Annotated in this window: 15 protein-coding genes, 1 tRNA gene and 3 rRNA genes; 16 read left to right on the top strand and 3 right to left on the bottom strand. The window is 28.2% G+C overall.

The window, feature by feature from the left end; all coding sequences use genetic code 11:
- Positions 1-24: 24 nt before the first annotated feature.
- Together gatA and ileS are read right to left on the bottom strand one after the other, a co-directional pair.
- The gene (gene gatA, locus CCANL266_RS08265; RefSeq protein WP_172233934.1) at positions 25-1,377 is read right to left on the bottom strand and encodes an Asp-tRNA(Asn)/Glu-tRNA(Gln) amidotransferase subunit GatA; all 1,353 of its coding nucleotides are present in this window, start codon (positions 1,375-1,377) and stop codon (positions 25-27) included.
- Between the two features lie 97 nt (positions 1,378-1,474).
- Positions 1,475-4,183, bottom strand: a complete 2,709-nt coding sequence (gene ileS, locus CCANL266_RS08260; RefSeq protein ID WP_172233932.1) for an isoleucine--tRNA ligase — start codon at positions 4,181-4,183, stop codon at positions 1,475-1,477.
- Between the two features lie 90 nt (positions 4,184-4,273).
- Here ileS and CCANL266_RS08255 point away from each other — a divergent pair, with 90 nt between their 5' ends.
- Entirely contained in the window at positions 4,274-5,353 is a 1,080-nt protein-coding gene (locus CCANL266_RS08255; RefSeq protein WP_172233930.1) for a CinA family protein, read from the top strand.
- Here CCANL266_RS08255 and fliQ read toward each other — a convergent pair.
- The gene (gene fliQ, locus CCANL266_RS08250; RefSeq protein ID WP_172233928.1) at positions 5,343-5,609 is read right to left on the bottom strand and encodes a flagellar biosynthesis protein FliQ; all 267 of its coding nucleotides are present in this window, start codon (positions 5,607-5,609) and stop codon (positions 5,343-5,345) included. The two genes, CCANL266_RS08255 and fliQ, sit on opposite strands and share 11 nt — an antisense overlap.
- A gap of 87 nt (positions 5,610-5,696) precedes the next feature.
- On the opposite strand from fliQ, the gene CCANL266_RS08245 reads away from it, so the two are divergent.
- The 15 genes from CCANL266_RS08245 to CCANL266_RS08175 all read left to right on the top strand — a co-directional run bounded on the left by CCANL266_RS08245 (position 5,697) and on the right by CCANL266_RS08175 (position 24,433).
- Positions 5,697-6,737 carry a GGDEF domain-containing protein gene (locus tag CCANL266_RS08245; protein ID WP_172233926.1) on the top strand — a complete coding sequence of 347 codons (1,041 nt, stop codon included), beginning with the start codon at positions 5,697-5,699 and terminating at the stop codon, positions 6,735-6,737.
- Entirely contained in the window at positions 6,734-7,288 is a 555-nt protein-coding gene (locus tag CCANL266_RS08240; RefSeq protein WP_172233924.1) for a YceI family protein, read from the top strand. The genes CCANL266_RS08245 and CCANL266_RS08240 overlap by 4 nt, the downstream gene beginning before the upstream one ends.
- A 65-nt stretch (positions 7,289-7,353) precedes the next feature.
- Positions 7,354-8,658, top strand: a complete 1,305-nt coding sequence (locus CCANL266_RS08235; RefSeq protein ID WP_172233922.1) for a UDP-glucose dehydrogenase family protein — start codon at positions 7,354-7,356, stop codon at positions 8,656-8,658.
- Positions 8,630-11,041: a glycosyltransferase family 2 protein gene (locus tag CCANL266_RS08230; RefSeq protein ID WP_172233920.1), complete on the top strand. Its 2,412-nt coding sequence runs from the start codon at positions 8,630-8,632 to the stop codon at positions 11,039-11,041. The genes CCANL266_RS08235 and CCANL266_RS08230 overlap by 29 nt, the downstream gene beginning before the upstream one ends.
- Complete coding sequence (locus tag CCANL266_RS08225) at positions 11,031-11,738, top strand: sulfotransferase family 2 domain-containing protein (protein WP_172233918.1); 708 nt, start codon at positions 11,031-11,033, stop codon at positions 11,736-11,738. Before CCANL266_RS08230 ends, CCANL266_RS08225 begins: the two co-directional genes overlap by 11 nt.
- Positions 11,738-12,742 (top strand): hypothetical protein, encoded by a 1,005-nt coding sequence (locus tag CCANL266_RS08220; protein WP_172233916.1) that lies wholly within the window; start codon positions 11,738-11,740, stop codon positions 12,740-12,742. The genes CCANL266_RS08225 and CCANL266_RS08220 overlap by 1 nt, the downstream gene beginning before the upstream one ends.
- 300 nt (positions 12,743-13,042) lie before the next feature.
- Positions 13,043-14,551 (top strand): 16S ribosomal RNA (locus CCANL266_RS08215).
- A gap of 93 nt (positions 14,552-14,644) precedes the next feature.
- A tRNA-Ala gene (locus tag CCANL266_RS08210) sits at positions 14,645-14,720 on the top strand.
- Between the two features lie 124 nt (positions 14,721-14,844).
- On the top strand, positions 14,845-15,381 hold the full coding sequence (locus CCANL266_RS08205; protein ID WP_172233914.1) for a hypothetical protein: 537 nt from the start codon (positions 14,845-14,847) through the stop codon (positions 15,379-15,381).
- 208 nt (positions 15,382-15,589) lie between these two features.
- Positions 15,590-16,900 carry an MBOAT family O-acyltransferase gene (locus CCANL266_RS08200; protein ID WP_244948136.1) on the top strand — a complete coding sequence of 437 codons (1,311 nt, stop codon included), beginning with the start codon at positions 15,590-15,592 and terminating at the stop codon, positions 16,898-16,900.
- A 206-nt stretch (positions 16,901-17,106) separates the two neighbouring features.
- Entirely contained in the window at positions 17,107-17,247 is a 141-nt protein-coding gene (locus tag CCANL266_RS08195) for a hypothetical protein (protein ID WP_172233910.1), read from the top strand.
- Between the two features lie 361 nt (positions 17,248-17,608).
- Positions 17,609-18,589, top strand: coding sequence for a prepilin-type N-terminal cleavage/methylation domain-containing protein (locus CCANL266_RS08190; protein WP_172233908.1), 981 nt, complete (start codon positions 17,609-17,611; stop codon positions 18,587-18,589).
- A 710-nt stretch (positions 18,590-19,299) separates the two neighbouring features.
- Positions 19,300-22,298, top strand: a 23S ribosomal RNA gene (locus CCANL266_RS08185).
- Positions 22,299-22,520: 222 nt separating this feature from the next.
- Positions 22,521-22,637 (top strand): 5S ribosomal RNA (gene rrf, locus CCANL266_RS08180).
- A gap of 1,418 nt (positions 22,638-24,055) precedes the next feature.
- On the top strand, positions 24,056-24,433 hold the full coding sequence (locus tag CCANL266_RS08175) for a hypothetical protein (protein ID WP_172230878.1): 378 nt from the start codon (positions 24,056-24,058) through the stop codon (positions 24,431-24,433).
- Positions 24,434-24,861: the final 428 nt, after the last annotated feature.

Here is a 24,861-nt window from a genome sequence, read left to right as displayed (position 1 = left end):
AAATAATTAGCCTAAAAAGACTAATTATTTTAAATTCTCAACACTTAAAGCTGCATTTAATAAATTTTGCTCATCAAAACGGCGAGCGATTATTTGAATTGAAGTATTAAGATTATCTTGTGTGTGAATAGGAACGCTAATTCCTGCAAGTTTTGCAAGATTAACTGAAATAGTAAAAATATCTTCTAAATAGCCATCAACAGAGCTTAATTTTTCTTCAAAACTTCTAGCGTGTTTTGGAGTAACAGGCATTAATATTAAGTCGTTATTACTTAAAATATCGTTATATTTTTGTGTTATTTTTTCTCTTACTAGCATTGCTTTTTTGTAGTAAGCATCAATATATCCGCTTGATAAAACAAAGGTACCAAGTAAAATTCTTTTTTGAACTTCTAAACCAAAACCCTTACTTCTTGTATTTACATAAAGTTCTTCTAGCGAATTTGCATCCGCTCTATATCCATAACGAATACCATCGTATCTACTTAGATTTGTACTAGCTTCAGCACAAGCTATTAAATAATAAGCAGCTACATCAATTTTGCTATCTTCAAGATTAACATAATTTATACTATGCCCTGCATTTTGTAACTTTTCTATCATTTTATAACTTTGTGCTTTTATATCATCAGAACAAGCATCAAAATAATTTTTAACTACAGCGAATTTGTATTTTTTATCAGCATTTAATTTATCAAATGTGCTTGTAAATTCAACATCAGCACTAGTGCTATCAAACTCGCATTTACCAGCAATAGCGTCATATAATAAACTAGCATCTTTTACATTTTGAGTTAAAACTCCAATTTGGTCAAGACTGCTAGAATAAGATGCAAGCCCGTATCTACTTACTCTTCCATAACTTGGTTTAAAACCAACGCAACCGCAAAGTGCAGCAGGTTGTCTAACAGAGCCGCCAGTATCAGAGCCTAAAGCGCAAACAGCAATCTTAGCACTAACAGCAGCCGCACTACCACCGCTACTTCCGCCTGGAACTAATGCGTTATTTAAAGGATTTAATGTTTTACCATAACAACTACTTTTTGTTGTGTTTCCCATTGCAAATTCGTCCATATTGCATCTTCCAAATGGTGCTAGTTTATGCTCTTTCATCTTTGTAATAATACTAGCATCGTAAGGTGCTATGTAATCTTTTAAGATTTTAGAGCAGCTGCTAATATTCCAGCCTTTTACTTGAATGTTATCTTTAATAGCAACAGGCACACCTAAATATTCAACATCATCTAAATCTTTATTAATTAATTGCTCAACATAAGCACCAAGGTGTTTTGTTTCTTGTGCTTTTTTATTTATTTCTTTTTTTAGCTCAATTAATTCATTATCACTTAATTTTAAAGCTTTTTCTAAACTTATCATTTTTTACCTTTCTTATTTACTAAAAATACCCCTATAGCACTTACGCATAATAAAATCACAATGCTATAAATAATAGTTAAAAAACTAATTGGCTCACTCACTTAATAGCCTCGCTACATCTTAAGCATAAACTGTTTTCATCTTTACTTAAATATCTCCAACATCTAGGACATTTGCAATCTTTTGCATAAGCTATAAAACCTTGTTTAAATTCTGCAATTTTTACAAAGTCTAAATCGCTTTTACAAAATGCTGAAATATTTAAAAATTTGCAATTTTCTTTGAATGAATTCATTTCTTCATTGCTACTAATTACTGCTAATTCTAAGGTTGATTTTATTTTTTTATCTTTTTTTAAGATATCAATTTGCTCATAAAAATCTTGTCTAAATTCAACTAATTTTTCATATTCAAAACTAGATTTTTTAACATTAATTTCATCTTCAGTAAGCATAAAAATATTTTCCACATTCTTTGTTACAAGTTTATTTGCGACTTTAAATGCTTCATTTATTGTATGCGTTAAAATAGGCGCTAAATATATAAATAGTTTTTGTAAAATAAGCACCATAGCACTTTGAGATGCCATTCTATTGGTTGAATTTTTTGCATCACAATAAAGACTATCTTTGCATACATCTAAATAAATTCCGCTTAAATCAGCGCTTAAAAATGTTGCAAGAGCGTTAATTCCTTTTGCAAAATCATATTCTAAAAATGATTTTTTACATAGCTTAAACACTTCATCGGCTTTATTTAAAAACAATAAATCAAGTTCGCTAAATTCATAGCACATCTTTTCTAAATCATTTGTGTTTGCTAGTAAAAATCTTATTGTATTTCTTATTTTTCTATACTGCTCGCTTGCTTGATTTAAAATATCTTCTCCTAATTTAATATCGCTTGAATAGTCACTGCTTGCTATGTAAAGTCTTAAAATTTCAATTCCATATTTTTTAGCAATATCACTTGGTGCTATTACATTTCCTAAACTTTTACTCATTTTTCTTCCGTTTTTATCAACGGTAAATCCGTGAGTTAAAACACTTTTGTAAGGTGCTTGTTTATTTATAATGCAGCTAAGCAATAAAGAGCTTTGAAACCAGCCTCTATGTTGGTCGCTACCTTCAAGATACATTGAAGCTTGTTTTGCTTTAATACCGTAATTACCACTATCTAAAACACAAGCAAAGGTGCTACCGCTATCAAACCAAACATCTAAAATATCATTAACCTTACTAAGCTTATTTGCATCATATTTGCAATTTTGTGGAAGTAAATCTTTAATTTCTTTTTGCCACCAAATTCTAACGCCTTCTTTTTCAAATAAACTTGCTAAATGCTCGTAAAGTTCATAATCCATAATCAATTCATTATTTTCATCTAAGAAAAAGGCTAAAGGCACACCCCAGCTTCTTTGTCTTGAAATACACCAATCAGGGCGATTTTCTATCATAGTTTTTAAGCGATTTTTACCACTTTGTGGGTAAAAGTTAATTTTATCAATCTCGCTTAAAGCAAGTTCTCTTAAACTCATATTATTATAAAATTTTTTATCCATTGCTATGAAAAATTGCTTTGTAGCACGATAAATTACAGGTTTATGCGTTCTCCAACAAAATGGATATGAGTGAATGAAAGTGCTTTGTTTTAATAAAGCATCGCCTAAAAGTTCTAAGATTACTTCATTTGCTTTAAAAATATGCATTCCTTTTAGATTTTGCTTAGGTACTAATTCTAAAATACTTTCATCATAACAACCACCATCATCAACAGGCATAATTACAGGTATATTGTATTTTAAACATACATAATAATCATCCTCACCATGACCTGGTGCAGTATGTACTAAACCACTACCGCCATCCATTGTTACATGTTCGCCTACGATTAATTTTGATAAACGATTATTAAGTGGATTTATAGCGTGGGTATTTTCTAAAAAATCTCCTTTAAAACTAGCAATTTCTTCTAAATTAAACTCACTTAAATCTTGCACTCTTTTTTTAGCAACAATTAAACCATTTTTTGAGATTATATATTCTTCATCTTTATTTAATGCTATTGCTTGATTAGCTGGTAGTGTCCAAGGAGTAGTTGTCCAAATTACTGCTCTTGCATTATTTAAAACTTCATCAGCAATATTTAAACTTTTTAGTTTATTTTTAGCATCATCATTTAATTTAAAAGCAACGAAGATTGAATAATCTTGCTTATCTTGATACTCAACTTCAGCTTCTGCTAAGGCTGATTTTGCTGCCCAGCTCCAATATACTGGCTTTTGTCTTTGAATTAATAATGAATTTTTTGCAACCTCTAAAAGGCATTTATAAATATTTGCTTCAAATTTAAAATCCATTGTTAAATAAGGATTATCAAAATCTGCAATTATTCCTAAATCTTGAAATTCTTTTTTTTGTATTTGCACAAATTCTTTTGCATGAGCGGTGCAAGCATCGTGAATTTGCTTAATTGATGGATTTGTATCTTTTAATTTAATTTCTACTTGTTGTTCAATCGGTAATCCGTGGCAATCCCAACCTGCTGTGTAATGAATGCTTTTATTATTTAAAAAATATTCAGTCTTATTTATCATATCTTTTAAGATTTTATTAATTGCATGCCCGACATGTAAATGCCCATTTGCATAAGGAGGACCATCGTGCAAAATAAAGGTACTTGCTTTTTTGCTTGACATTAGTTTATAAGCATATTTGCTAAATTCATCAAAACTGTGTTTTTCGTTTTCGTATAAATTTGCTCTCATTGCAAATTCGGTTTGTGGGAGTAATAATGTATCTTTCATAAATCACCTTTTTAGAAATTAAAATGTTTAAATAATAACTTCTTTTTTTTAATCTTTGCTATAATTTTTAAAAATCTTTTAAGGAAAGTTATGAAACATTTATTAGTTTATTTTACAAAAACCCTTCATTTAAACCCGCTTTTTAAAGAGCTTGTTGAAGAAAAATTAAAAGAATATAGGCTTTATGTTGATGAATATATTGTGCTTGATGTAAATACTGCTAATTTAGATTTTTTTATAAATTTGCAAGATAGTAAATACACGCATATAAGCATAATTACAGAAGAGAGCAGCTTTTGCATTGTTAATAAATTTTTAGCAACGATGAATGAAAGTGAGCTTATTCAAAGCGATGATGATTTTATTTTAAAGGATAATTTAAAATATCAAAATTCAAGTTTGCTAATAAAATTAAATGATAAATTTGTGAATATTTTAAAAGCTAAGGATTATTTTTTACCTGAATTTTTGTATGAAGATACTATGATGAATGTTTTTTATATTTTAGATGATGATTTTGATGGGGTGAATGTAATTTTAAACACTCAAGCAAAACCTTACGGGGTTAAAGTTTATGTATTTAATTTATTTAATGGCTTAATTTGTGTAAATATTTTTAAAGAAAAATTTTCACACCTTGATGGATTTATGCAAAGCGTAAGAGCTTTGTTTGATAAAAAAATAATTGAAGAAATAAATGTTTTTTCTTTCATTTTAAATAAATTAAAAGAAAAAAATAAAACAATCACTTTTGCAGAAAGTTGCACAGCAGGTGCTTTAGTAAATGAATTTTCAAAGCTTGATGGTTGCTCTAATATACTTATGGCAAGTGTTGTTACTTATTCGGTAAATAGCAAAAAACAGTGGTTAAAAATTGATGATTATTGTGCTAATAATGTGTATTCAAATGAATGCGCAATAGCGATGGCTAAAGGGGCTTTAGCGCTAACTAAGGCTGATTATGCAATAAGCACTACAGGGCTTTTAGGAAAGGATGATTTTAATGAGATTAAAAGCGGAGATGTATTTATTTGTGTTGCAAATAATGAAAAAAATATCAGTAAAAAATTAAAGCTAAATTCAAGCAGAGCCTTAATGCAAAAAGAATGTGCTTTAGCTTGTGCTGTTTTGCTTTTAGACTTTGATAAAGAATTGTTTTTTAACGAGTAAAATGAGGAATTTTATTTAAAACCATAGTTGTAAAATCAATCATTTGATTCATCATCCAAGGCATTAAAAAGATGATTATTATAACTACTAAGATTATTTTTGGAACAAAGGATAAGGTTGTTTCGTTTATTTGAGTTGTTGCTTGAAAAATGCTTATTAATAAACCTGCAATCAAACCCGCTAAAAGCATAGGTAAAGATAATAATAATGCTATTTTAAAGGTAGAAACCCCAAGTGCTACTAATGTACTTTCCATATAAATAACTCCTATTTTTAAATCTTACACTATGTTTAATAATCTTGGGCAAAATCATCACTTTAAAAAAATATCTAAGGAAAATTAATGCAAATTGGCTTAACATTATTTGTTAAAAAATTATTTACAAAAATAGAAATAAATTTATGGCTTTTGATGCTTATTTCATCAATGCACTTTTTATTTTTAATAATTTTTAATATATTAAATATAAAAGAAATGGTTTATGTAAATATTTATTCTTGCATTAATTATGTTTTAGTTTTTATTCTTTATTACAAAGGGAATAAGCTTGCTTCTTATATTTTAACTTATATAGAAATATATATCCATCAAATTTTTGTAAATTATTTTGTAGGTTTTAATGGTGGTTTTGCTAATTTGTTATTATGTACATTATTTATTCAAAGTAGCTTTTTTACTTCAAATATATTTAGAATTTTATCTAGTATATTTTTAATAAGTACAATTTGTGTTATGTATTATTATAAATCATCTTACACAGCAGCTGATGATTGGATACAATCAATGTTTTTTTACATAAATACATCTTTATCTGCTTCTATGATGAGCCTTTATGGAATTTTAGCAAATCTTAGCCAAACTCAAAAGATTTCAGAACTTACAAATCAAATTTATATGGATTTTCTTACAGGTTTATATAATAGAAAGTATTTTAAAGATAAAATCTTACCAACATTTAATGAGAATGAAAGTATTTTATTAGCAATTTGTGATATTGATGATTTTAAAAAAATAAATGATAATTTAGGGCATGATACTGGGGATTTGATTTTAAAATTAATTTCAAATTCGCTTTTTACAATTAGTACAAATTATAAGGCAAATGCTTTAAGATGGGGCGGAGAAGAATTTTTGCTTTGTTTAAAATGCGATGAAGAAACAGCTTATGCGTATTTAAATAAAATACAAACTCATATAAAAGAGCAAGAATACACAGCTTTAAAGCAAAAGCCAACCATAACAATAGGGGGTGTATATATACAAAATCCAATTAGGAGCGATTTTGATACTTATTTTAAAATCGCAGATGATGAGTTATATTATGGCAAGAAAACTCAAAAAAATACAATAAATTTAAAATATATTATAAAGGAAAGACAATGATTAAAAAAATATTATTAAGTACAGCGTTAGCTTATTCTTTGTGTGCTGCAACTTTTACATTAGATAAAGCTCACACAAATGTGGAATTTTCATTAAAATATGCTCAACTTACTACAGTAAAGGGTAATTTTAAAGTTTTTGATGCTGATATTGAATTTAGCGATGGAAAATTCTTGGTCTTTAATGCTAGCATTGATGTTGATTCGGTATTTACAAACAATGAAAAAAGAGATAACCATTTAAAGCAAAAGGACTTTTTTGATACAAAAGAAAATCCAAAAATTACCTTTGTTATGAATAAATATACAGCAAAAGACGCAACTAGCGGTATTTTAAGCGGTGAATTAACAATGAGAGGTGTTAAAAAACAAGTTGAATTTATAATTAGCGATATTGCAAGCGTACAAAAAGATTCTAAAACACTATTAGGTTTTAATATGAGTTTAAAGCTTGATAGAACTGATTATAAAGTAGGTCAAGGATTTGGCGCTGCAGTTGCTGTTGGTAACGAAGTAAAAATAGAAACTCAAGTTTTAGCTAAAGAAAAATAAAAACACAAATATTGTATGGTTGGCAAGCAGAATTTTCTGCTTGTATTTAAAAAAGGAAGGTGTTAATGAATATACAAATAATAGGTAGTGGTTATGTGGGATTACCTACTGCGGTTGGCTTTAATATGCTATTAGCCAATAGGGGGGGGGTAATTAGCGTTATTGATATTGATAAAGATAGAATTAAGAACTTACAATCTAAAAAAAGTATTTTTTATGAAAAAAAATTAAATGAAGAGCTTTTAAAACAAAATAATATTCAATTTAGTTGTGATTTTAAAAATGTTAAAAACCAAGATATTATCTTTATTTGTGTTCCAACACCAAATGACAAAAATAATCAAATTGATTTATCTTATATAAAAAGTGTTATTGATAGTATTTATAAGTATTTAAAAAATGGTGTTTTGCTTTGTATTAAATCAACCGTAATTCCAGGTTCAACTCTTAGTATAAAAAAATTATTGCAAAAGAAAAATCCAAAATTAAAATTCCACATTGCTTGCGTGCCAGAATTTTTAAAAGAAGGTAGTGCTTTAGAAGATTTTTTAAATCCTGATAGAATTATATGCGGGGTTGAAGATGAAAGAAGTAAAGAGCTTTTAACTAAGCTTTATAACAATAGCGATAAATTATTTTTTACATCAATTAATGATGCTGAAATGATTAAATACGCTTCTAATTCTTTTTTATCTTTAAAGGTTGCTTTTATAAACGAATTGGCAAATTTATGCGAAAAAAGTAATTGTGATATTAATTTAGTTTCTTTAGGAATGGGGCTTGATAAAAGAATAGCACCTTATTTTTTAAATGCTTCAATAGGTTATGGCGGTTCTTGTTTTCCAAAAGATAGCACTGCTTTAAATTCCTTTGCAAAAAAGAAAAAAGTAAATCTTAGTATCTTAAATGCAAGTATAAAATCAAATCAAAATAGAGTAAAGCTAATATGTAAAAATATTTTAGAATTTAATGTAAAAAATATTGCGATTTTTGGCTGCTCATTTAAAGCAAATACTGATGATATAAGATATTCTCAAGCTATTTTGCTTATAGAAGAATTATTAAAAAACAATGTAAAAATCACCCTTCACGACCCAAAAGCCCTAAATAATGCAAAAAAATATTTTGCTAATAAGATAGCTTATAAACAAGATTTTTATGAATGCTTTAAAAATCAAGAATTAGCAGTGTTTTTAGTTCCTTGGAGTGATTATAAAAACGCTAATTTAGATAAAATACACTCTTTAATGCAAAAACCCAATATTTACGATACTTGCAACCTTTTTACTAAAGAAAATTTAAATAAATTTTATTATAAGAAAATGGGGGGGGGTATAATCAATGGTAAGTATTGTTATACCGCTATATAATGCTAAAAAATATATAAAAGAATGCCTTGATTCAATCCTTTTACAAAGTTATAGTGATTATGAGATTATTATAGTTGATGATTTTTCTACTGATGGCTCAAAAGATATTGTATTTTCATATAAAGATGAAAGGATTAAGTATTTTTTAAATGAGAAAAAAGGTTGTGCTAATGCTAGAAATTATGGTTTAAGCAAGGCTAGTGGAGATTTTGTTTATTTTTTAGATTCTGATGATTATTTAGAATCTAATATGTTAAATACTTGCGTTAATCATATAAAAGATTGTGATTTGTGTGTTTTTACAAATCATATTTATTGCGAAGAAAGTGCTAATGTGATTAATACTCTTAGTTTAAACCCTATGTTAAAAGACTATGAATATACAAAAGATATTTATGATAAATTATATTTACTTACAAATCCAAATGCTTGGACAAAATTATTTAAAAGAAGTTTTTTGCTAGAAAATAACTTATATTTTGAAGATTTACCTATGGCAAATGACTTAACTTTTACATATAGTGCTTTAGCGTGTAGTAAAAAAATAGCTTTTTTAAATCAGCCTTTAGTGTATTATAGAATAAATCACGGTACTAATATTTCAGCAAAAAGGGATAATATAGCAGCTTTTTTTAAAGCAATTAAAGCGCTTTATTTAAGATTATTATCGCTTGGAATTTTTGATTTAGTAAAGGATAGTTTTTATAAAAGAATAAAATCTTCTTTTTTATATGAAAAATCTTTTTGTAATTTAGATTATGATGCTATTGAGAAAATAATAGAATTTGTTTTTAAAGATTATAAAGAAGTAAAGCAGTTTTTTTTATTACAGTGTCCTAAAATTAGTATTATAATTTGTGTTTATAATAAAGAAGAATTTATAAATAGATGTTTAGATAGTGTTATTAATAACACCTTTAAGCAAATACAAATTATTATAATAAATGATGGTAGTACAGATAGAAGTTTAAATATAATAAGAGTTTATAATGATTATAGAATTAGCATCTTTAATCAAGCAAATTCAGGTTTGGCTATTGCTAGAAATGAAGGTATAAAAAAGGCTAACGCAAAATATATTTTCTTTTTAGATGCTGATGATTTTATACATAAAAATTGCTTAAGTAAAATTTATAATAAAATGCAGATAAATAACCTTGATATGTGTTTATATAAAGCTAGTAATTACATTGAATCAAGTAAAAAAATAGAAAAAAATCCTTACTATTCTTTAGAAGTTTTTGCAAATAATTTTAAAGAAGTTTTTAATTATGAAGATTGCAAAGATTTTATAACAAGAATAGCAGTATCTTCTTGTTTAACTGCATATAAAAAAGATTTTTTATTAGAAAATGATATATTTTTTATTAATGAAAGATTATGTTATGAAGATAATTTATTTTTTGCAAAGGCTTTATTTAAGGCAAAAAGAATTTCACTTTTAAGAAAAAATATTTATTATAGAAGCATAAATAATAAATCAATTACAGCAAATATTAATAATAATTTTCAAGATAGAATTAAAATGACAATTTTATTAATGAGATTGTTAAAACAAATGAATATAGAAAATGACATTTTTTATAAATATTTATATTCTTATGTTGGTATTTTATATAATATTTATGATAAGTTTGATAATAATTTAAAAAATAAGTATAAAGATGAACTTTTGTTATCATTTTTTATTTTAAATTTAAAATATAAAATTAGAAATCAAAATATTTTAGCTTTCTTAAAAACAAATAATTTAAGTCATTTAAACTATATTCAAAACGCAAGTATAGTAGAAAATACCGCACAGTTAATATCTAAAATTCAAACAAAAAAATCTAATGGTTTATTGCTTGCTTTTAAGAAAGAAGAAAATAATTTTTTTATTAAGGCGAAAAATAGCGGTTTGATAAAAATGGAGCTTTATTCAGATGCAAATATTTACATAAGTGATTTGTTTATTAATGCAAAACAAATTATTAAAGATGATTATCTTGTAAATAAAGCAACACCATTTAAATACAGTTTTAGATGTAAGGATAATGATGTATTTAATATTGCTTTTAAAAGTAGCAAAAAAGATATTTATATAAAAATTAGAAATATAAGAAATTCTAAAAGAGATTTACTTTTATTGAAAAATCCTAATATTGCTGAATATGAAGGTAAAATATATATTTTGAGTAATGCTAATTTTAAAATAAAAGCTATATCCTTAGAAGATATAAATATAAGCATATCTAATAATAAAATATTAGAAGTTGATAATATAAAAAGTAAAAATTCTATTAAACTAAAAGCAAACAAAGAGTATATAATTTCTATAAAAAATAAATTAAACATATTTGCAAGGATAAAAAAATTTTTAAGGAAGATTAATGCTTTTTAAAGATATATTTTTTAAAGAAAATGTGCTTTTTATTCATATTCCAAAAAATGCTGGAACAAGTATTGAAAAAAGTATTTATAACACAAATTGGCTAGTAGGTCACACTCCTGCTATAAGGTATTTTAAAGAAGATGAAAATAAGTTTTTATCTTTAAAGTCTTTTGCTTTTGTTAGAAATCCTTATGATAGATTTATATCCGCATTTTTTTATTTAAAAGATGGTGGTGCAATGCGTGGAAGCGATTTAGAAATTTATTATTTTATTAAAGATACTAGTTTTAGTGAGTTTTGTTTTAATATCTTAAATAATGAAGAATATAAAAATAAAGTTTTATCTCATATTCATTTTAGAGAACAATATAAATTTGTTTGCAATGCAAAAAAAGAAATAATAGTAAATTTTATAGGAAAATATGAAAAAATTGCTGCAGATTTTTTGCTTTTTACTAAAATTTATTTGAATAAAAATATATTTTTACCGCATCTAAATCGCTCAAAGCACGAAGAATATTTAAAATATTATCAAGAAAATGAAGTAAAAGCGGTAAATGCCTTATACAAAGAAGATTTTTTAAAGTTTAATTACAAAATGTTAGATGAAAATCATTTTGCAACGGGGGGGGTGTTAATGTTTAAGCTTACCGTAATAGCTTTGTTTGCTTTAGAGCAAATTTTACTTATGGGGGGGGGTAATTAATGAAATGTTATCTTCACATAGGTGTTCAAAAAACAGGTACAACTAGCATTCAAAAATTCCTTACTCAAAATTATGAAAAATTATTACAAAACGGTATTTTATATCCATTATCAGCTGGAAAAAACTCATCTCAGTGGAGCATAGCAGCAATAAATTATAATTATGACAAGCACAAAGATGAAAATGACTTCTATTTAGTAAATAAAAATATAAAAAATAAAGATGATTTTATTAAACATACTGAAAAAAGAAAAAAAGCAATTTATGATGAGATTTTAAAAAGTAATTGTAAAAGTGTTATTTTTTCAAGCGAACACTTAACTGCTAGATTATTTTATGAAGAAGAAATACAAAATTTAAAAGATTTTTTAAGCATTTTTGATGAAGTTTATGTAATTATTTATATAAGAGAACAAATAAAAGCTATAAATTCAGCATACAGTGAAGCAATAAAAGCCGCAAATATACTAGATTATAGTATAAATGATTGGTATTTAAATATATGTGATTACTCCAGTGTGATAAAAAAATACGAGCAATTTTTTACAAATATTAATGTTAGAATTTTTGATTTTAACGAATTTGAAAATAATGATTTAATTAGTGATTTTTGCAAAGCTTGTAATATTAATATTCCTGATTTAGAAATAAATTTATCAAAAAGTAATGAAAGTATAGATTTATTAGGATTAAAGATTTTAGAGTTTTTAAATAACGACTATCCTTTTTATAAAGATGGCAAGGTAAATCCTAAAAGAAGAGAATTAAATCAACTGATAGCAAAATTTTTTAATGACAAGAATAATAATTTTTCTTTACCAAAAGATATTCAAGAAGAGTATTTAAAATACTTTGCTCAAGGCAATAAATATATAAAAGACAAGTATTTTAAAGATAAAGACAGTCTTTTTAACAGCTCAATAGTGAAGGAAAATTACAATATAAATATTGATAATAACTTATTAAATTTTTTAGCATATTTAATAAAAAAAACAATAATCTAAAATAAAATTCCTAATCGTTAAGCTTTATTTAAGCTTAACAATGTATTATTTCATCTTTATGTTTTTTAACCATAGAAAGAATAAATCAAATTAACTTAATATATAAGCCATAAACAAAGCTTTATAAAAAGTTTTTAATTTTCTTTATTACTTTTATTATTGTTATTAAATATCGTTATTTTTATTTATTTTTGTTAAAACATTTTTCAACGTCAATCTTTGATATCTAAACAAGTGATCAAGAGCTAGTTACAAAAGCTATTATTTATTTAATAGCATTTCTTTTAAACACTTCATAAAATTATGGAGAGTTTGATCCTGGCTCAGAGTGAACGCTGGCGGCGTGCCTAACACATGCAAGTCGAACGATGAAGTCTAGCTTGCTAGACGGATTAGTGGCGCACGGGTGAGTAATGTATAGCTAACTTGCCCCTTACAAGAGGACAACAGCTAGAAATGGCTGCTAATACTCTATACTCCGCTTTAACATAAGTTAAGGTGGGAAAGTTTTTCGGTAAGGGATAGGGCTATATTGTATCAGCTAGTTGGTAAGGTAATGGCTTACCAAGGCTATGACGCATATCTGGTCTTAGAGGATGATCAGACACACTGGAACTGAGACACGGTCCAGACTCCTACGGGAGGCAGCAGTGGGGAATATTGCTCAATGGGCGAAAGCCTGAAGCAGCAACGCCGCGTGGAGGATGACACTTTTCGGAGCGTAAACTCCTTTTTTACAAGAAGAATACTGACTGTATTGTAAGAATAAGCACCGGCTAACTCCGTGCCAGCAGCCGCGGTAATACGGAGGGTGCAAGCGTTACTCGGAATCACTGGGCGTAAAGGGCGCGTAGGCGGATTATCAAGTCTTTTGTGAAATCTAATGGCTTAACCATTAAACTGCTTAAGAAACTGATAGTCTAGAGTAAGGGAGAGGCAGATGGAATTAGTAGTGTAGGGGTAAAATCCGTAGATATTACTAAGAATGCCAATTGCGAAAGCGATCTGCTAGAACTTAACTGACGCTAAGGCGCGAAAGCGTGGGGAGCAAACAGGATTAGATACCCTGGTAGTCCACGCCCTAAACGATGTATGCTAGTTGTTGGAATGCTAGTCATTTCAGTAATGCAGCTAACGCATTAAGCATACCGCCTGGGGAGTACGGTCGCAAGATTAAAACTCAAAGGAATAGACGGGGACCCGCACAAGCGGTGGAGCATGTGGTTTAATTCGATTCTACGCGAAGAACCTTACCTAGGCTTGATATCTATGGAACCTTTTAGAGATAAGAGGGTGCTAGCTTGCTAGAACCATAAGACAGGTGCTGCACGGCTGTCGTCAGCTCGTGTCGTGAGATGTTGGGTTAAGTCCCGCAACGAGCGCAACCCACGTATTTAGTTGCTAACAGTTTGGCTGAGCACTCTAAATAGACTGCCTTCGCAAGGAGGAGGAAGGTGTGGACGACGTCAAGTCATCATGGCCCTTATGCCTAGGGCTACACACGTGCTACAATGGCATATACAATGAGACGCAATATCGCGAGATGGAGCAAATCTATAAAATATGTCCTAGTTCGGATTGTTCTCTGCAACTCGAGAGCATGAAGCCGGAATCGCTAGTAATCGTAAATCAGCTATGTTACGGTGAATACGTTCCCGGGTCTTGTACTCACCGCCCGTCACACCATGGGAGTTGATTGTGCTTTAAGCCAGAATACTAAAATAGTTACTGTCCACAGCAAAATCAGCGACTGGGGTGAAGTCGTAACAAGGTAACCGTAGGAGAACCTGCGGTTGGATCACCTCCTTTCTAGAGTACAAATACTCTTTCTCACAAAAGAGTATTCATTTATCTCTTGTCCTTGTTTGGATATCAAAGGTTGAAATGTTGATGTTGTTTTAAGGGGAATTAGCTCAGCTGGGAGAGCGCCTGCCTTGCACGCAGGAGGTCAGCGGTTCGATCCCGCTATTCTCCACCATTTATTCTCCACCATTTTTATTTATTTATTTAATCTTAAATTCTTTTTTATGTTTTGCTTATATTTTGTTATTTTTTCTGTACAATATATAATCGTGTAAGTAATTTTTAAGGAGTGTGTATTAATGTTACCAATTATTCTTATACGCACAGGTATAACAGTAGCATTAGCTGCTATTGGCTGTGGGAGTATGTATTATATTGTGAAAGAAAAAGAAAAATATCCAAAAAATACTTTTAAATTATATGAAAATATTTATAATAAAAATAATAATATTATTGTAGATAAAATATCAAAAAAAGATATTGAAAATTTATTTAAAACCAATAATGTAACAGATTTTATTAATGAAATGTATAAATTATTTTATGAAAATATGGCTAAAAATAAATTTTTTCCAAAAAAAGTTAATAAAGATAATGATAATTTTATGAAATATTTATATGCTGTACGAAATACAATTGTTCATAGCAAAAATAATTCGTATAAGTATATCAAACAATATTATGAGTTATTATGTAGAAAATTAGAAATTCCTTTATGTGATTATAAAGATTTAGATGAAAACAGTAGATTTAAAATTAAAAATTATTTTTTGCAAGAATTAGATAATTATTTAAATCGTGTTATTTTAGAGCTAAATAAGAATAAGGAAAAGTAAAATGCTTTTTAATTCTAACTTATTTATATTTATATTTTTACCAATAACATTTATTTTATACCACTTACTAAATTACTATAAGCAAATAAATCTAGCAAAAGTTTTCATGATATTTGCTAGCTTTATATTCTATGCTTATTTTAAATATTCACTTGTATTTATATTAATAGCTTATATTTTAATAAATTATAGTTTTTATTATTTATTAATGAGGTATAAAAGCAAACTTTTACTAAGTCTTGGAATAGGCTTAAATTTATCAATACTAGGATATTTTAAATATAAATATTTTATTATAGATAACATAAATAATATACTTAGCCTTGATATTATAAATCCAACAATATTACTCCCGCTTGGAATTTCATTTATTACATTTCAGCAAATTGCATTTTTAAGTGATTGTTATAAATATCAGCGTGATATAAAAACTCTAGTGGGTGGGGGCGTTGTAGGCTTTATAAATTTTAGTTTATTTGTAAGCTTCTTTCCACAACTAATTGCTGGACCTATTGTGCATTATAAAGAAATGATGCCACAGTTTATTAATCCAAACAACTTTATAGTAAGATATAAAAACATAGCTTTAGGATTATTGTTTTTTGTGATTGGTTTATTTAAAAAAGTAGCTTTAGCTGATTATTTAGCACCCAGTATTGATGCAACTTATAAGTTTGTTGAAAGTGGCGGAGTATTAAATCTAATTGAAAGTTGGGTATTAACTCATGCTTATACATCCCAGCTTTACTTTGATTTTAGCGGATATTGTGATATGGCTATAGGCTTAGCATTATTTTTTAATATAAAATTACCTTATAACTTTAATTCTCCTTATAAGTCTTTAAGTATTTCAGAGTTCTGGCAAAGATGGCATATTAGTTTAGGAAGATTTTTAAAAGATTATATTTATATTCCACTTGGAGGAAGTAGGGTTGGCAAATCTAGACAATACATAAATTTATTTATAGTTTTTTTAATAAGTGGTATATGGCATGGAGCTGGATGGGGCTTTATAGTATGGGGAAGTTTGCATGGAATTGCTATATGTATTCATAAAGCATATATGAGTGTGTTTGCTAATGTTAATTTGTTTAAGAATAGATTAAATTATAAGCTTTATAAAGTAATAATGTGGATTATTACATTTGAGTTTATTAATATTACTTGGGTATTTTTTAGAGCTACTAGTATAAATGATGCTTTAAGCGTTGTTAAGAGTATGTTTTTGCTGCATGGACAAATTGTATTAAGCCCTAATATGCAAAGACTATTTAAAGATAATTCTTTGTTTTCATTTGGCAAATGGGGAGATCATTTTACTATAGGACAAAGTACTATGCTAAACGTTGTGCTTTTAATGATGGTGTTTGTTTTGGTATTTAGAGCTTCGCAAATAAATATTTATCAGAAATTTATATTAAAAGATAGATATTTTATATTTATTGGATTAATTTTACTTTGGAGTATTTTACAAATTAACGTAACTCCTTATACAAAATTTATATATTTTAATTTTTAGGAGCATTTATGAATAGATATTTAAAAAGAATAACCATAAGCATTTTAGTTTTATTATTAGGAATTTTAGGAATTTTATATGTTTCAAGTGTAATGTATTTTTATGATCCGTGGCGATAATTTAGCGAAAAATATCCTAACTATTATAATAGCGATACTAGATTATCAGCAAAAAGAGTAATTGATAATTATAATTTTGACAGTGTTATGCTTGGAACATCAATGCTTTTAATGAGTGATTTAAAAGAATTAAAAAATGGAAAATATATCAATATTACTTTAAATGGTTCTACAATAAAAGAAAGAGATTATATATTGCAATATTTATTTTATAAAAAATATCGATAATTTGATAGGTATTTATACAGTTGGTATTAAAGAATTATCAAAATACAAAAATGTGAAAATTTATTTTTTTGCTAATGAAAAATTTAGTGATAATATAAATAATTATCAAAATGATAAATATCATTACAGTGGAAAATATGGAAGAAGAATTTAACAAATTTATTACAAAATTAGAAAATTATGATATTAAAACCTATAAAGAAGCTTTAAAATTAGATATTAAAGAATAATTATATGCACCCCCATCATCTTTAACTTTTATTTTTATACAATTATTTAATTTACATTAATTTATTTTACTAATATCATATAAAATATTTAAAAAACATAAAATAAAAATAAAGGTTAAGTAACAATATCTATGCTAAGCATTAAAAAATATAATAATAATTTCATAAATTCATTTCTTATTTATTCTTTTTATACAAAAGATATCAACAAACAAGATATCAACAAGCAAGATATTAATACAAAATCTATCAAAAAACTAACTATCAATACAACAAGTATCAATAAAATAAAAAACACAAATATAAGCAAAGTTTTAAACACAAATATAAGCAAAGTTTTAAACACAAACAAAGGCAAGTATAAAGACTTAAATAAGGTTTTAAACAACTTCCCATATAACAAAGCAAACAACTTCACACATAACAAACAAGCATATACCCTTTTAGAATTAGTTATAGTTATTGTAATAATAGCAATCTTATCAAGTGTTGCATTATCTAAAATACATAGTATTAATAGCTTAGAAGAAAGTGCAAGAGCTTTGATGAATGATATTAAGTATGCACAAATAAATGCTTTAAGTTATGATTTTTATGATGGAGCAAATAATGATGATTATAAGAAAAAATATTTTAGACTTAGGTTTCATTGTATAGCAAATACTTATAATGCAAAATACAAAAAATATATTTGTTCTAAAAATAAAGAAATAGGCTATACAATCTTTGCAGACAAAGCTGGTAAGTCAAGTTCTAATCCTGATAAAAATGAAATAGTAAAAGATTATATAAATAAAAGCTTATTAATAGCAGCTCCTTTTAGTGGAGTTAGTATAGATAAAAGCTTATTTACCCCAAGAGCTAATTTAAGTAAAAGTGCAAATATTATTAAAGCTGCTTTTTATTATTATGATAATAAAGCAAAAATTAAAAAAACTAGTACGATTTATTTTAATGAATTTGGTAATTTATCAAGTAATATATATGATTTTAATAGTATTCAGCACTATTATATAAAACTTTCAAGCAAGGATGATTATATTTGCATAAAGCTTAATTACATAGGTTTTTCTAAAATAGTAGATAAAAGCGAATGTATTAATTTTAATTAAGCTAATTTAGATTGTTTTTAATTTATTTTTATATCTAAGAAAAGAAATTAAGTTAGTATAAATGTTTTTTAATTTATTTGCTTATAATTATTTTTACTTCTTTATTTTACTTGCTTGGTTTTTTAATCTTTTTATTATTTTTATTATTTTTAGCCCTTAACTAATATATTTAAGTTTATATTTTAGTTTATATCTTAGTTTATATCTTAGTTTATATGTATTATTTAACACCATACATAATTATCCCCCCCCGCCAAAAAAACACCTCCAAAAATAAAACACCATAAAACACTATAAAAATATTTTTTATTTTTTATATATTTAAGTATTTTTTAAGCTTAAAAATGTATTATTTCATCTTTATGTTTTTTAACGATAAAGAAATTAAATAAAAAATCCAATTTTATTAATACTTTAAATGTTATAAAATAAGTTATTTTACATATCAATGTTAAGAGTCACAAGCAAGTAAAACAATTTCATATTCTTGTTAAAGACTTAATCACTTTTAATCTTTATTAATAAGTTTTAAAAGTTTATAACTTTTGCTGACACGATTTTATATATTCTTTTACTAGTATATAAAATAGCAAATGCTTTCCGTCTTGGATTAAGAAAACTTTAGCAAGGAAGTAATGCGTTTTAGAATAAAAAATAACAATAATGCATGCAAATATATTTCTTATGAAAAATATTTAAACATTATATAAAGGTAAGCTATAAAGAGCGAATGGTGGATGCCTTGGCAAATAGAGGCGATGAAAGACGTACTAGACTGCGATAAGCTACGAGGAGCCGTCAAGAGGCTTTGATTCGTAGATTTCTGAATGGGGCAACCCAATATATAGAGATATATATTACCACTAATGGAGCTAACGTAGGGAATTGAAACATCTTAGTACCTACAGGAAAAGAAATCAATAGATATTACGCTAGTAGCGGCGAGCGAAAGCGTAAGAGGGCAAACCCAGTGCTTGCACTGGGGGTTGTAGGACTGCAATATGGACTTAAAAGAGATAGTAGAATTTGCTGGAAAGCAAAAGCGTAGAGGGTGATACTCCCGTATATGAAATCTTTTTTATACCTAGCAGTATCCTGAGTAGGGCGAGACACGTGAAATCTTGTCTGAAGCTGGGTAGACCACTATCCAACCCTAAATACTACTATTTGACCGATAGTGCACAAGTACCGTGAGGGAAAGGTGAAAAGAACTGAGGTGATCAGAGTGAAATAGAACCTGAAACCATTTGCTTACAATCATTCAGAGCACTATGTAGCAATACAGTGTGATGGACTGCCTTTTGCATAATGAGCCTGCGAGTTGTGGTGTCTGGCAAGGTTAAGCAAACGCGAAGCCGTAGCGAAAGCGAGTTTTAATAGAGCATTAAGTCAGATGCTGCAGACCCGAAACGAAGTGATCTATCCATGAGCAGGTTGAAGCTAGTGTAAGAGCTAGTGGAGGACCCAACCGACGGCCATTGAAACGGCTCCGGATGACTTGTGGATAGGGGTGAAAGGCCAATCAAACTTCGTGATAGCTGGTTCTCTCCGAAATATATTTAGGTATAGCGTTGTGTAGTAGCTATAAGGGGTAGAGCACTGAATGGGCTAGGGCATACACCAATGTACCAAACCCTATCAAACTCCGAATACTTATAGTGTAATCACAGCAGTCAGGCGGCGAGTGATAAAATCCGTCGTCAAGAGGGGAACAACCCAGACTACCAGCTAAGGTCCCTAAATCTTATTTGAGTGGAAAACGATGTGAAGTTACTTTAACAACCAGGAGGTTGGCTTAGAAGCAGCCATCCTTTAAAGAAAGCGTAATAGCTCACTGGTCTAGTGATTTTGCGCGGAAAATATAACGGGGCTAAAATAAGTACCGAAGCTGTAGACTTGCACTTAACTCTAATTATTTAATAAAAAGCTTTACTTTAAAGTCTTATTCTTTAAAATACTAAGAGCTAGAATAAATAAAAAGTACTTAGAGTTAAGTGCAAGTGGTAGGAGAGCGTTCTATATGCGTTGAAGATGTACCGGTAAGGAGCGTTGGAGCGTATAGAAGTGAGCATGCAGGCATGAGTAGCGATAATTAATGTGAGAATCATTAACGCCGTAAACCCAAGGTTTCCTACGCGATGCTCGTCATCGTAGGGTTAGTCGGGTCCTAAGCAAAGTCCGAAAGGGGTATGCGATGGAAAATTGGTTAATATTCCAATACCAACATTATTGTGCGATGGAAGGACGCTTAGGGCTAAGCAAGCTAGCTGATGGAAGTGCTAGTCTAAGGTCGTAGGTGCTTATACAGGAAAATCCGTATAAGAATACACCGAGAACTGATGGGATTTTTGAAGTCTTCGGATGGAAGAAAGATTTGCTGATGCCGTCGAGCCAAGAAAAGTTTCTAAGTTTAGATAATGTTGCCCGTACCGTAAACCGACACAGGTGGGTGGGATGAGTATTCTAAGGCGCGTGGAAGAACTCTCTTTAAGGAACTCTGCAAAATAGCACCGTATCTTCGGTATAAGGTGTGGTTAGCCTTGTATTAGGATTTACTCCGAAAGCAAGGAAACTTACAATAAAGAGTCCCTCCCGACTGTTTACCAAAAACACAGCACTCTGCTAACTCGTAAGAGGATGTATAGGGTGTGACGCCTGCCCGGTGCTCGAAGGTTAATTGATGGGGTTAGCATTAGCGAAGCTCTTGATCGAAGCCCGAGTAAACGGCGGCCGTAACTATAACGGTCCTAAGGTAGCGAAATTCCTTGTCGGTTAAATACCGACCTGCATGAATGGCGTAACGAGATGGGAGCTGTCTCAAAGAGGGATCCAGTGAAATTGTAGTGGAGGTGAAAATTCCTCCTACCCGCGGCAAGACGGAAAGACCCCGTGGACCTTTACTATAGCTTGACACTGCTACTTGGATAAGAATGTGCAGGATAGGTGGGAGGCTTTGAGTAATAGACGCCAGTTTATTATGAGCCACTGTTGAGATACCACTCTTTCTTATTTGGGTAGCTAACTAGTATGAGTTATCCTCATATAGGACAATGTCTGGTGGGTAGTTTGACTGGGGCGGTCGCCTCCCAAAAAATAACGGAGGCTTACAAAGGTTGGTTCAAAACGGTTGGAAATCGTTTGTAGAGTATAAAGGCATAAACCAGCTTAACTGCAAGATAAACACATCAAGCAGAGACGAAAGTCGGTCTTAGTGATCCGGTGGTTCTGTGTGGAAGGGCCATCGCTCAAAGGATAAAAGGTACCCCGGGGATAACAGGCTGATCTCCCCCAAGAGCTCACATCGACGGGGAGGTTTGGCACCTCGATGTCGGCTCATCGCATCCTGGGGCTGGAGCAGGTCCCAAGGGTATGGCTGTTCGCCATTTAAAGCGGTACGCGAGCTGGGTTCAGAACGTCGTGAGACAGTTCGGTCCCTATCTGCCGTGGGCGTAAGAAGATTGAAGAGATTTGACCCTAGTACGAGAGGACCGGGTTGAACAAACCACTGGTGTAGCTGTTGTTCTGCCAAGAGCATCGCAGCGTAGCTAAGTTTGGAAGTGATAAGAGCTGAAAGCATCTAAGCTCGAAGCCAACTCTAAGATGAATCTTCTCTTAAGGTCGCAGCAAGACTAGCTGCTTGATAGGTTGGGTGTGTAAGTGCTGAAAGGCATTTAGCTGACCAATACTAATAGACCGTCCGCTTATCTTTATAAGCATTACTTCCTTGCTAAGGTTTTAATTGACTTGTTTTTTAAACGATAGCGTCGTTGAACTCCTTTGGCAGACACAAAGTCTAGTCTTAGTCGTTCTTTTAGCTCTCCTTTAAAATAACTGCATCACTTTTAGCTTTAAAAAGTTTAGTAAGAAGTTGATTACTTGCTCTTACATTGTTATTTAAGTTTATTACTTGTGAATAGATTTAAATAACAATGTCTGTGATTATACAAATGTGGAAACGCCTTGTCCCATCCCGAACCAAGAAGCTAAGCACATTGTGGGTGATGATACTACGCCTTACTGGCATGGGGAAAGTAACTCGTTGCAGACTTGTTAATATTCTTTTTTTTATTTTTAGACTTTATTATTTATCTACTTTTTATAATCGTTTTTATTTGTTTTTATTGTTAATAGCTTTAATAATTTTATCTTTGTCTTATTGTTTTATTTTTATCTTTATTCCTTGTATAATTTTACTTGTTTTTATTGGATTAAATATCTTGGTTAATTTTATTGTGAAATTACAAAATTATTAAATTATCTTTAGTAATTTTATCTTTGTCTTATTGTTTTATTTTTATCTTTATTATTTTTATTATTTTTATTATTTTTATTATTTTTATTATTTAAGCTCTTAATTTTTATACTTTATTTATGTTTATTAAAGTGTATAAGAATTTACTTTGTTTTTTATTATTAATAAGCTAAGCTATTAAAGTTTTTAAAGTTATTAAGTATATTAAAAGATATTAAGTACATTAAAAGTATTAAAAGATGAATTATTATGTATTAAAAAGTAGATATTAATAGGACAATATATAAATAGCTCTTTATCAAGTTTAGATTATTTAATGAAAACAAAGACTATTAAATACAAAAATTATAAATAGTCATATTAGCTTAACTTCTTTACTTAATTTAAGGATTAATATAAGGTTTTTTACTTAGCTTAATTATGTGTTTTTATATTTATATGCTAAATGTTTTTGTATGAGATTGTATGAGATTGTATGAGATTGTATGAGATTGTATGAGATTGTATGAGATTGTATGAGATTGTATGAGATTGCTTAAATAAAATTCATATTATTTTAGCTTTTTAATTAAAGGTTAAGATATATATTTTTTATAATCTCTTTTTTTTAAAGATTATAGCACTAAAACTAAATTTTACAAAAGGCTAAACTCTTTTAAAAATTAAAGGAGTATAGAGCGTGAATAATGATGAGTTAATAAAATTCTTAGATGAAAATCCAACCTATAAAGATGAAATCATTAAAAAAACACAATAGCAGTAAGTAAAATCTCATACTAATATAAAAAGCTAATTTATAAAGATAATATAATCAAAAAAGTAAAACTTACAAAATCAAGTACAAAATATAATAAATGATATATATGCAAGTAATAACGAGTATTTAAAGGAAATAATCTTATCGCAAAAGCAAATACCTAGACAAACACCTACATAAATGCTACAAACAAAAAAACAAACAACAAACAAAAACAAACACTACAAATAAAAAAACAAAAGCAAATAATAAATAAAAATAAAGGAGCAAAGTTTAAATAAAAATCCAAAAAACATAGCAAATAAACTTAATATAACAGATGTAATGCTTATTAATAATAAAATAAACAAGCTATTTTTTATCTTTTAGAATTTATATAAAAAAATACTTTTTTTATTACAATAAATTTATAAATTATAAATATAATATAATTTATTTTAAACAAAAGGAAGACAAGATGAAAAAAATATTAAGTATTTTTTGCTTAAGTTACATAACTTTATTTGCTGCAGAATGTAATGTAGAATTAACTAAAATAGATAATCAAATCACAAAGGCTAAATCAGCTAAAAAGATAAATCAAGAAAAGCTTACTTATTTAAATTCTTTAAAAGAAAGAATACAAAGTAATTGTAATAATGGCTTAATAGATAACACAAGTTTAAGACAAATAAAAGAAGAAGAAAAACATTCTTATGAAATGCAAAAGATAACTAAGGCTAAAGATAAACTAAAAGCACAAGAAGCTAAGCTAGAAGAAAAAGAAAGAAAAATAAAGCAAAAGCATCAAGATAATATAAATAAGATTAATGCTAAAAAAGATAAGAAAAAATAAAAGATTAATGCTAAAAAGATAAGAAAAAATAAAAGATTAGTACTAAAAAAGATAAGAAAAATAAATAGTTTTTAGTGTTTTTAATAAGTTTGATTATTAGTCTTTTACGTAAGGAGTAAAGCTATTGCTTATTGATATTTTTTAATAAGCTTGATTGTTACTAAATTGTTGCTAGTAGTTTTACTTGTTACTTTAAGGTTCTTTTAGGTGGTGGTTTTTAAATACAGGCTATTTTAATTTTTAATAAATTTAGTTAATGGCTTTATATAAAATATGCTTATTTGTGTTTTTTGAATGCTTTAAGGTGCTTGAATATTTTAGAAAAATCAAATTAAATTTTATTTTTATTTGCATATTATATTTAATAATTTTTAAATATTTATTTTAACTATTTAGTCTTTAAAAGATTTTCAGCTTACTTTAAGGGG

Source organism: Campylobacter canadensis (assembly GCF_013177655.1).
GTDB lineage: Bacteria > Campylobacterota > Campylobacteria > Campylobacterales > Campylobacteraceae > Campylobacter_E > Campylobacter_E canadensis.
The sequence above is the reverse complement of the archived record's forward strand: the minus strand, read 5'-3'. Positions and strand labels throughout refer to the sequence as shown.

Excerpts from the sequence above, each read along its gene's own strand:
- CCANL266_RS08245 (WP_172233926.1), top strand. The coding sequence starts at position 5,697 with ATGCAAATTGGCTTAACATTATTTGTTAAAAAATTATTTACAAAAATA.
- CCANL266_RS08255 (WP_172233930.1), top strand. The coding sequence starts at position 4,274 with ATGAAACATTTATTAGTTTATTTTACAAAAACCCTTCATTTAAACCCG.
- CCANL266_RS08230 (WP_172233920.1), top strand. The coding sequence starts at position 8,630 with ATGGTAAGTATTGTTATACCGCTATATAATGCTAAAAAATATATAAAA.
- CCANL266_RS08220 (WP_172233916.1), top strand. The coding sequence starts at position 11,738 with ATGAAATGTTATCTTCACATAGGTGTTCAAAAAACAGGTACAACTAGC.
- CCANL266_RS08195 (WP_172233910.1), top strand. The coding sequence starts at position 17,107 with ATGCTTGGAACATCAATGCTTTTAATGAGTGATTTAAAAGAATTAAAA.
- CCANL266_RS08235 (WP_172233922.1), top strand. The coding sequence starts at position 7,354 with ATGAATATACAAATAATAGGTAGTGGTTATGTGGGATTACCTACTGCG.
- CCANL266_RS08240 (WP_172233924.1), top strand. The coding sequence starts at position 6,734 with ATGATTAAAAAAATATTATTAAGTACAGCGTTAGCTTATTCTTTGTGT.
- CCANL266_RS08225 (WP_172233918.1), top strand. The coding sequence starts at position 11,031 with ATGCTTTTTAAAGATATATTTTTTAAAGAAAATGTGCTTTTTATTCAT.
- CCANL266_RS08175 (WP_172230878.1), top strand. The coding sequence starts at position 24,056 with ATGAAAAAAATATTAAGTATTTTTTGCTTAAGTTACATAACTTTATTT.
- CCANL266_RS08200 (WP_244948136.1), top strand. The coding sequence starts at position 15,590 with ATGAGGTATAAAAGCAAACTTTTACTAAGTCTTGGAATAGGCTTAAAT.
- CCANL266_RS08190 (WP_172233908.1), top strand. The coding sequence starts at position 17,609 with ATGCTAAGCATTAAAAAATATAATAATAATTTCATAAATTCATTTCTT.
- ileS (WP_172233932.1), bottom strand. The coding sequence starts at position 4,183 with ATGAAAGATACATTATTACTCCCACAAACCGAATTTGCAATGAGAGCA.
- CCANL266_RS08205 (WP_172233914.1), top strand. The coding sequence starts at position 14,845 with ATGTTACCAATTATTCTTATACGCACAGGTATAACAGTAGCATTAGCT.
- fliQ (WP_172233928.1), bottom strand. The coding sequence starts at position 5,609 with ATGGAAAGTACATTAGTAGCACTTGGGGTTTCTACCTTTAAAATAGCA.
- gatA (WP_172233934.1), bottom strand. The coding sequence starts at position 1,377 with ATGATAAGTTTAGAAAAAGCTTTAAAATTAAGTGATAATGAATTAATT.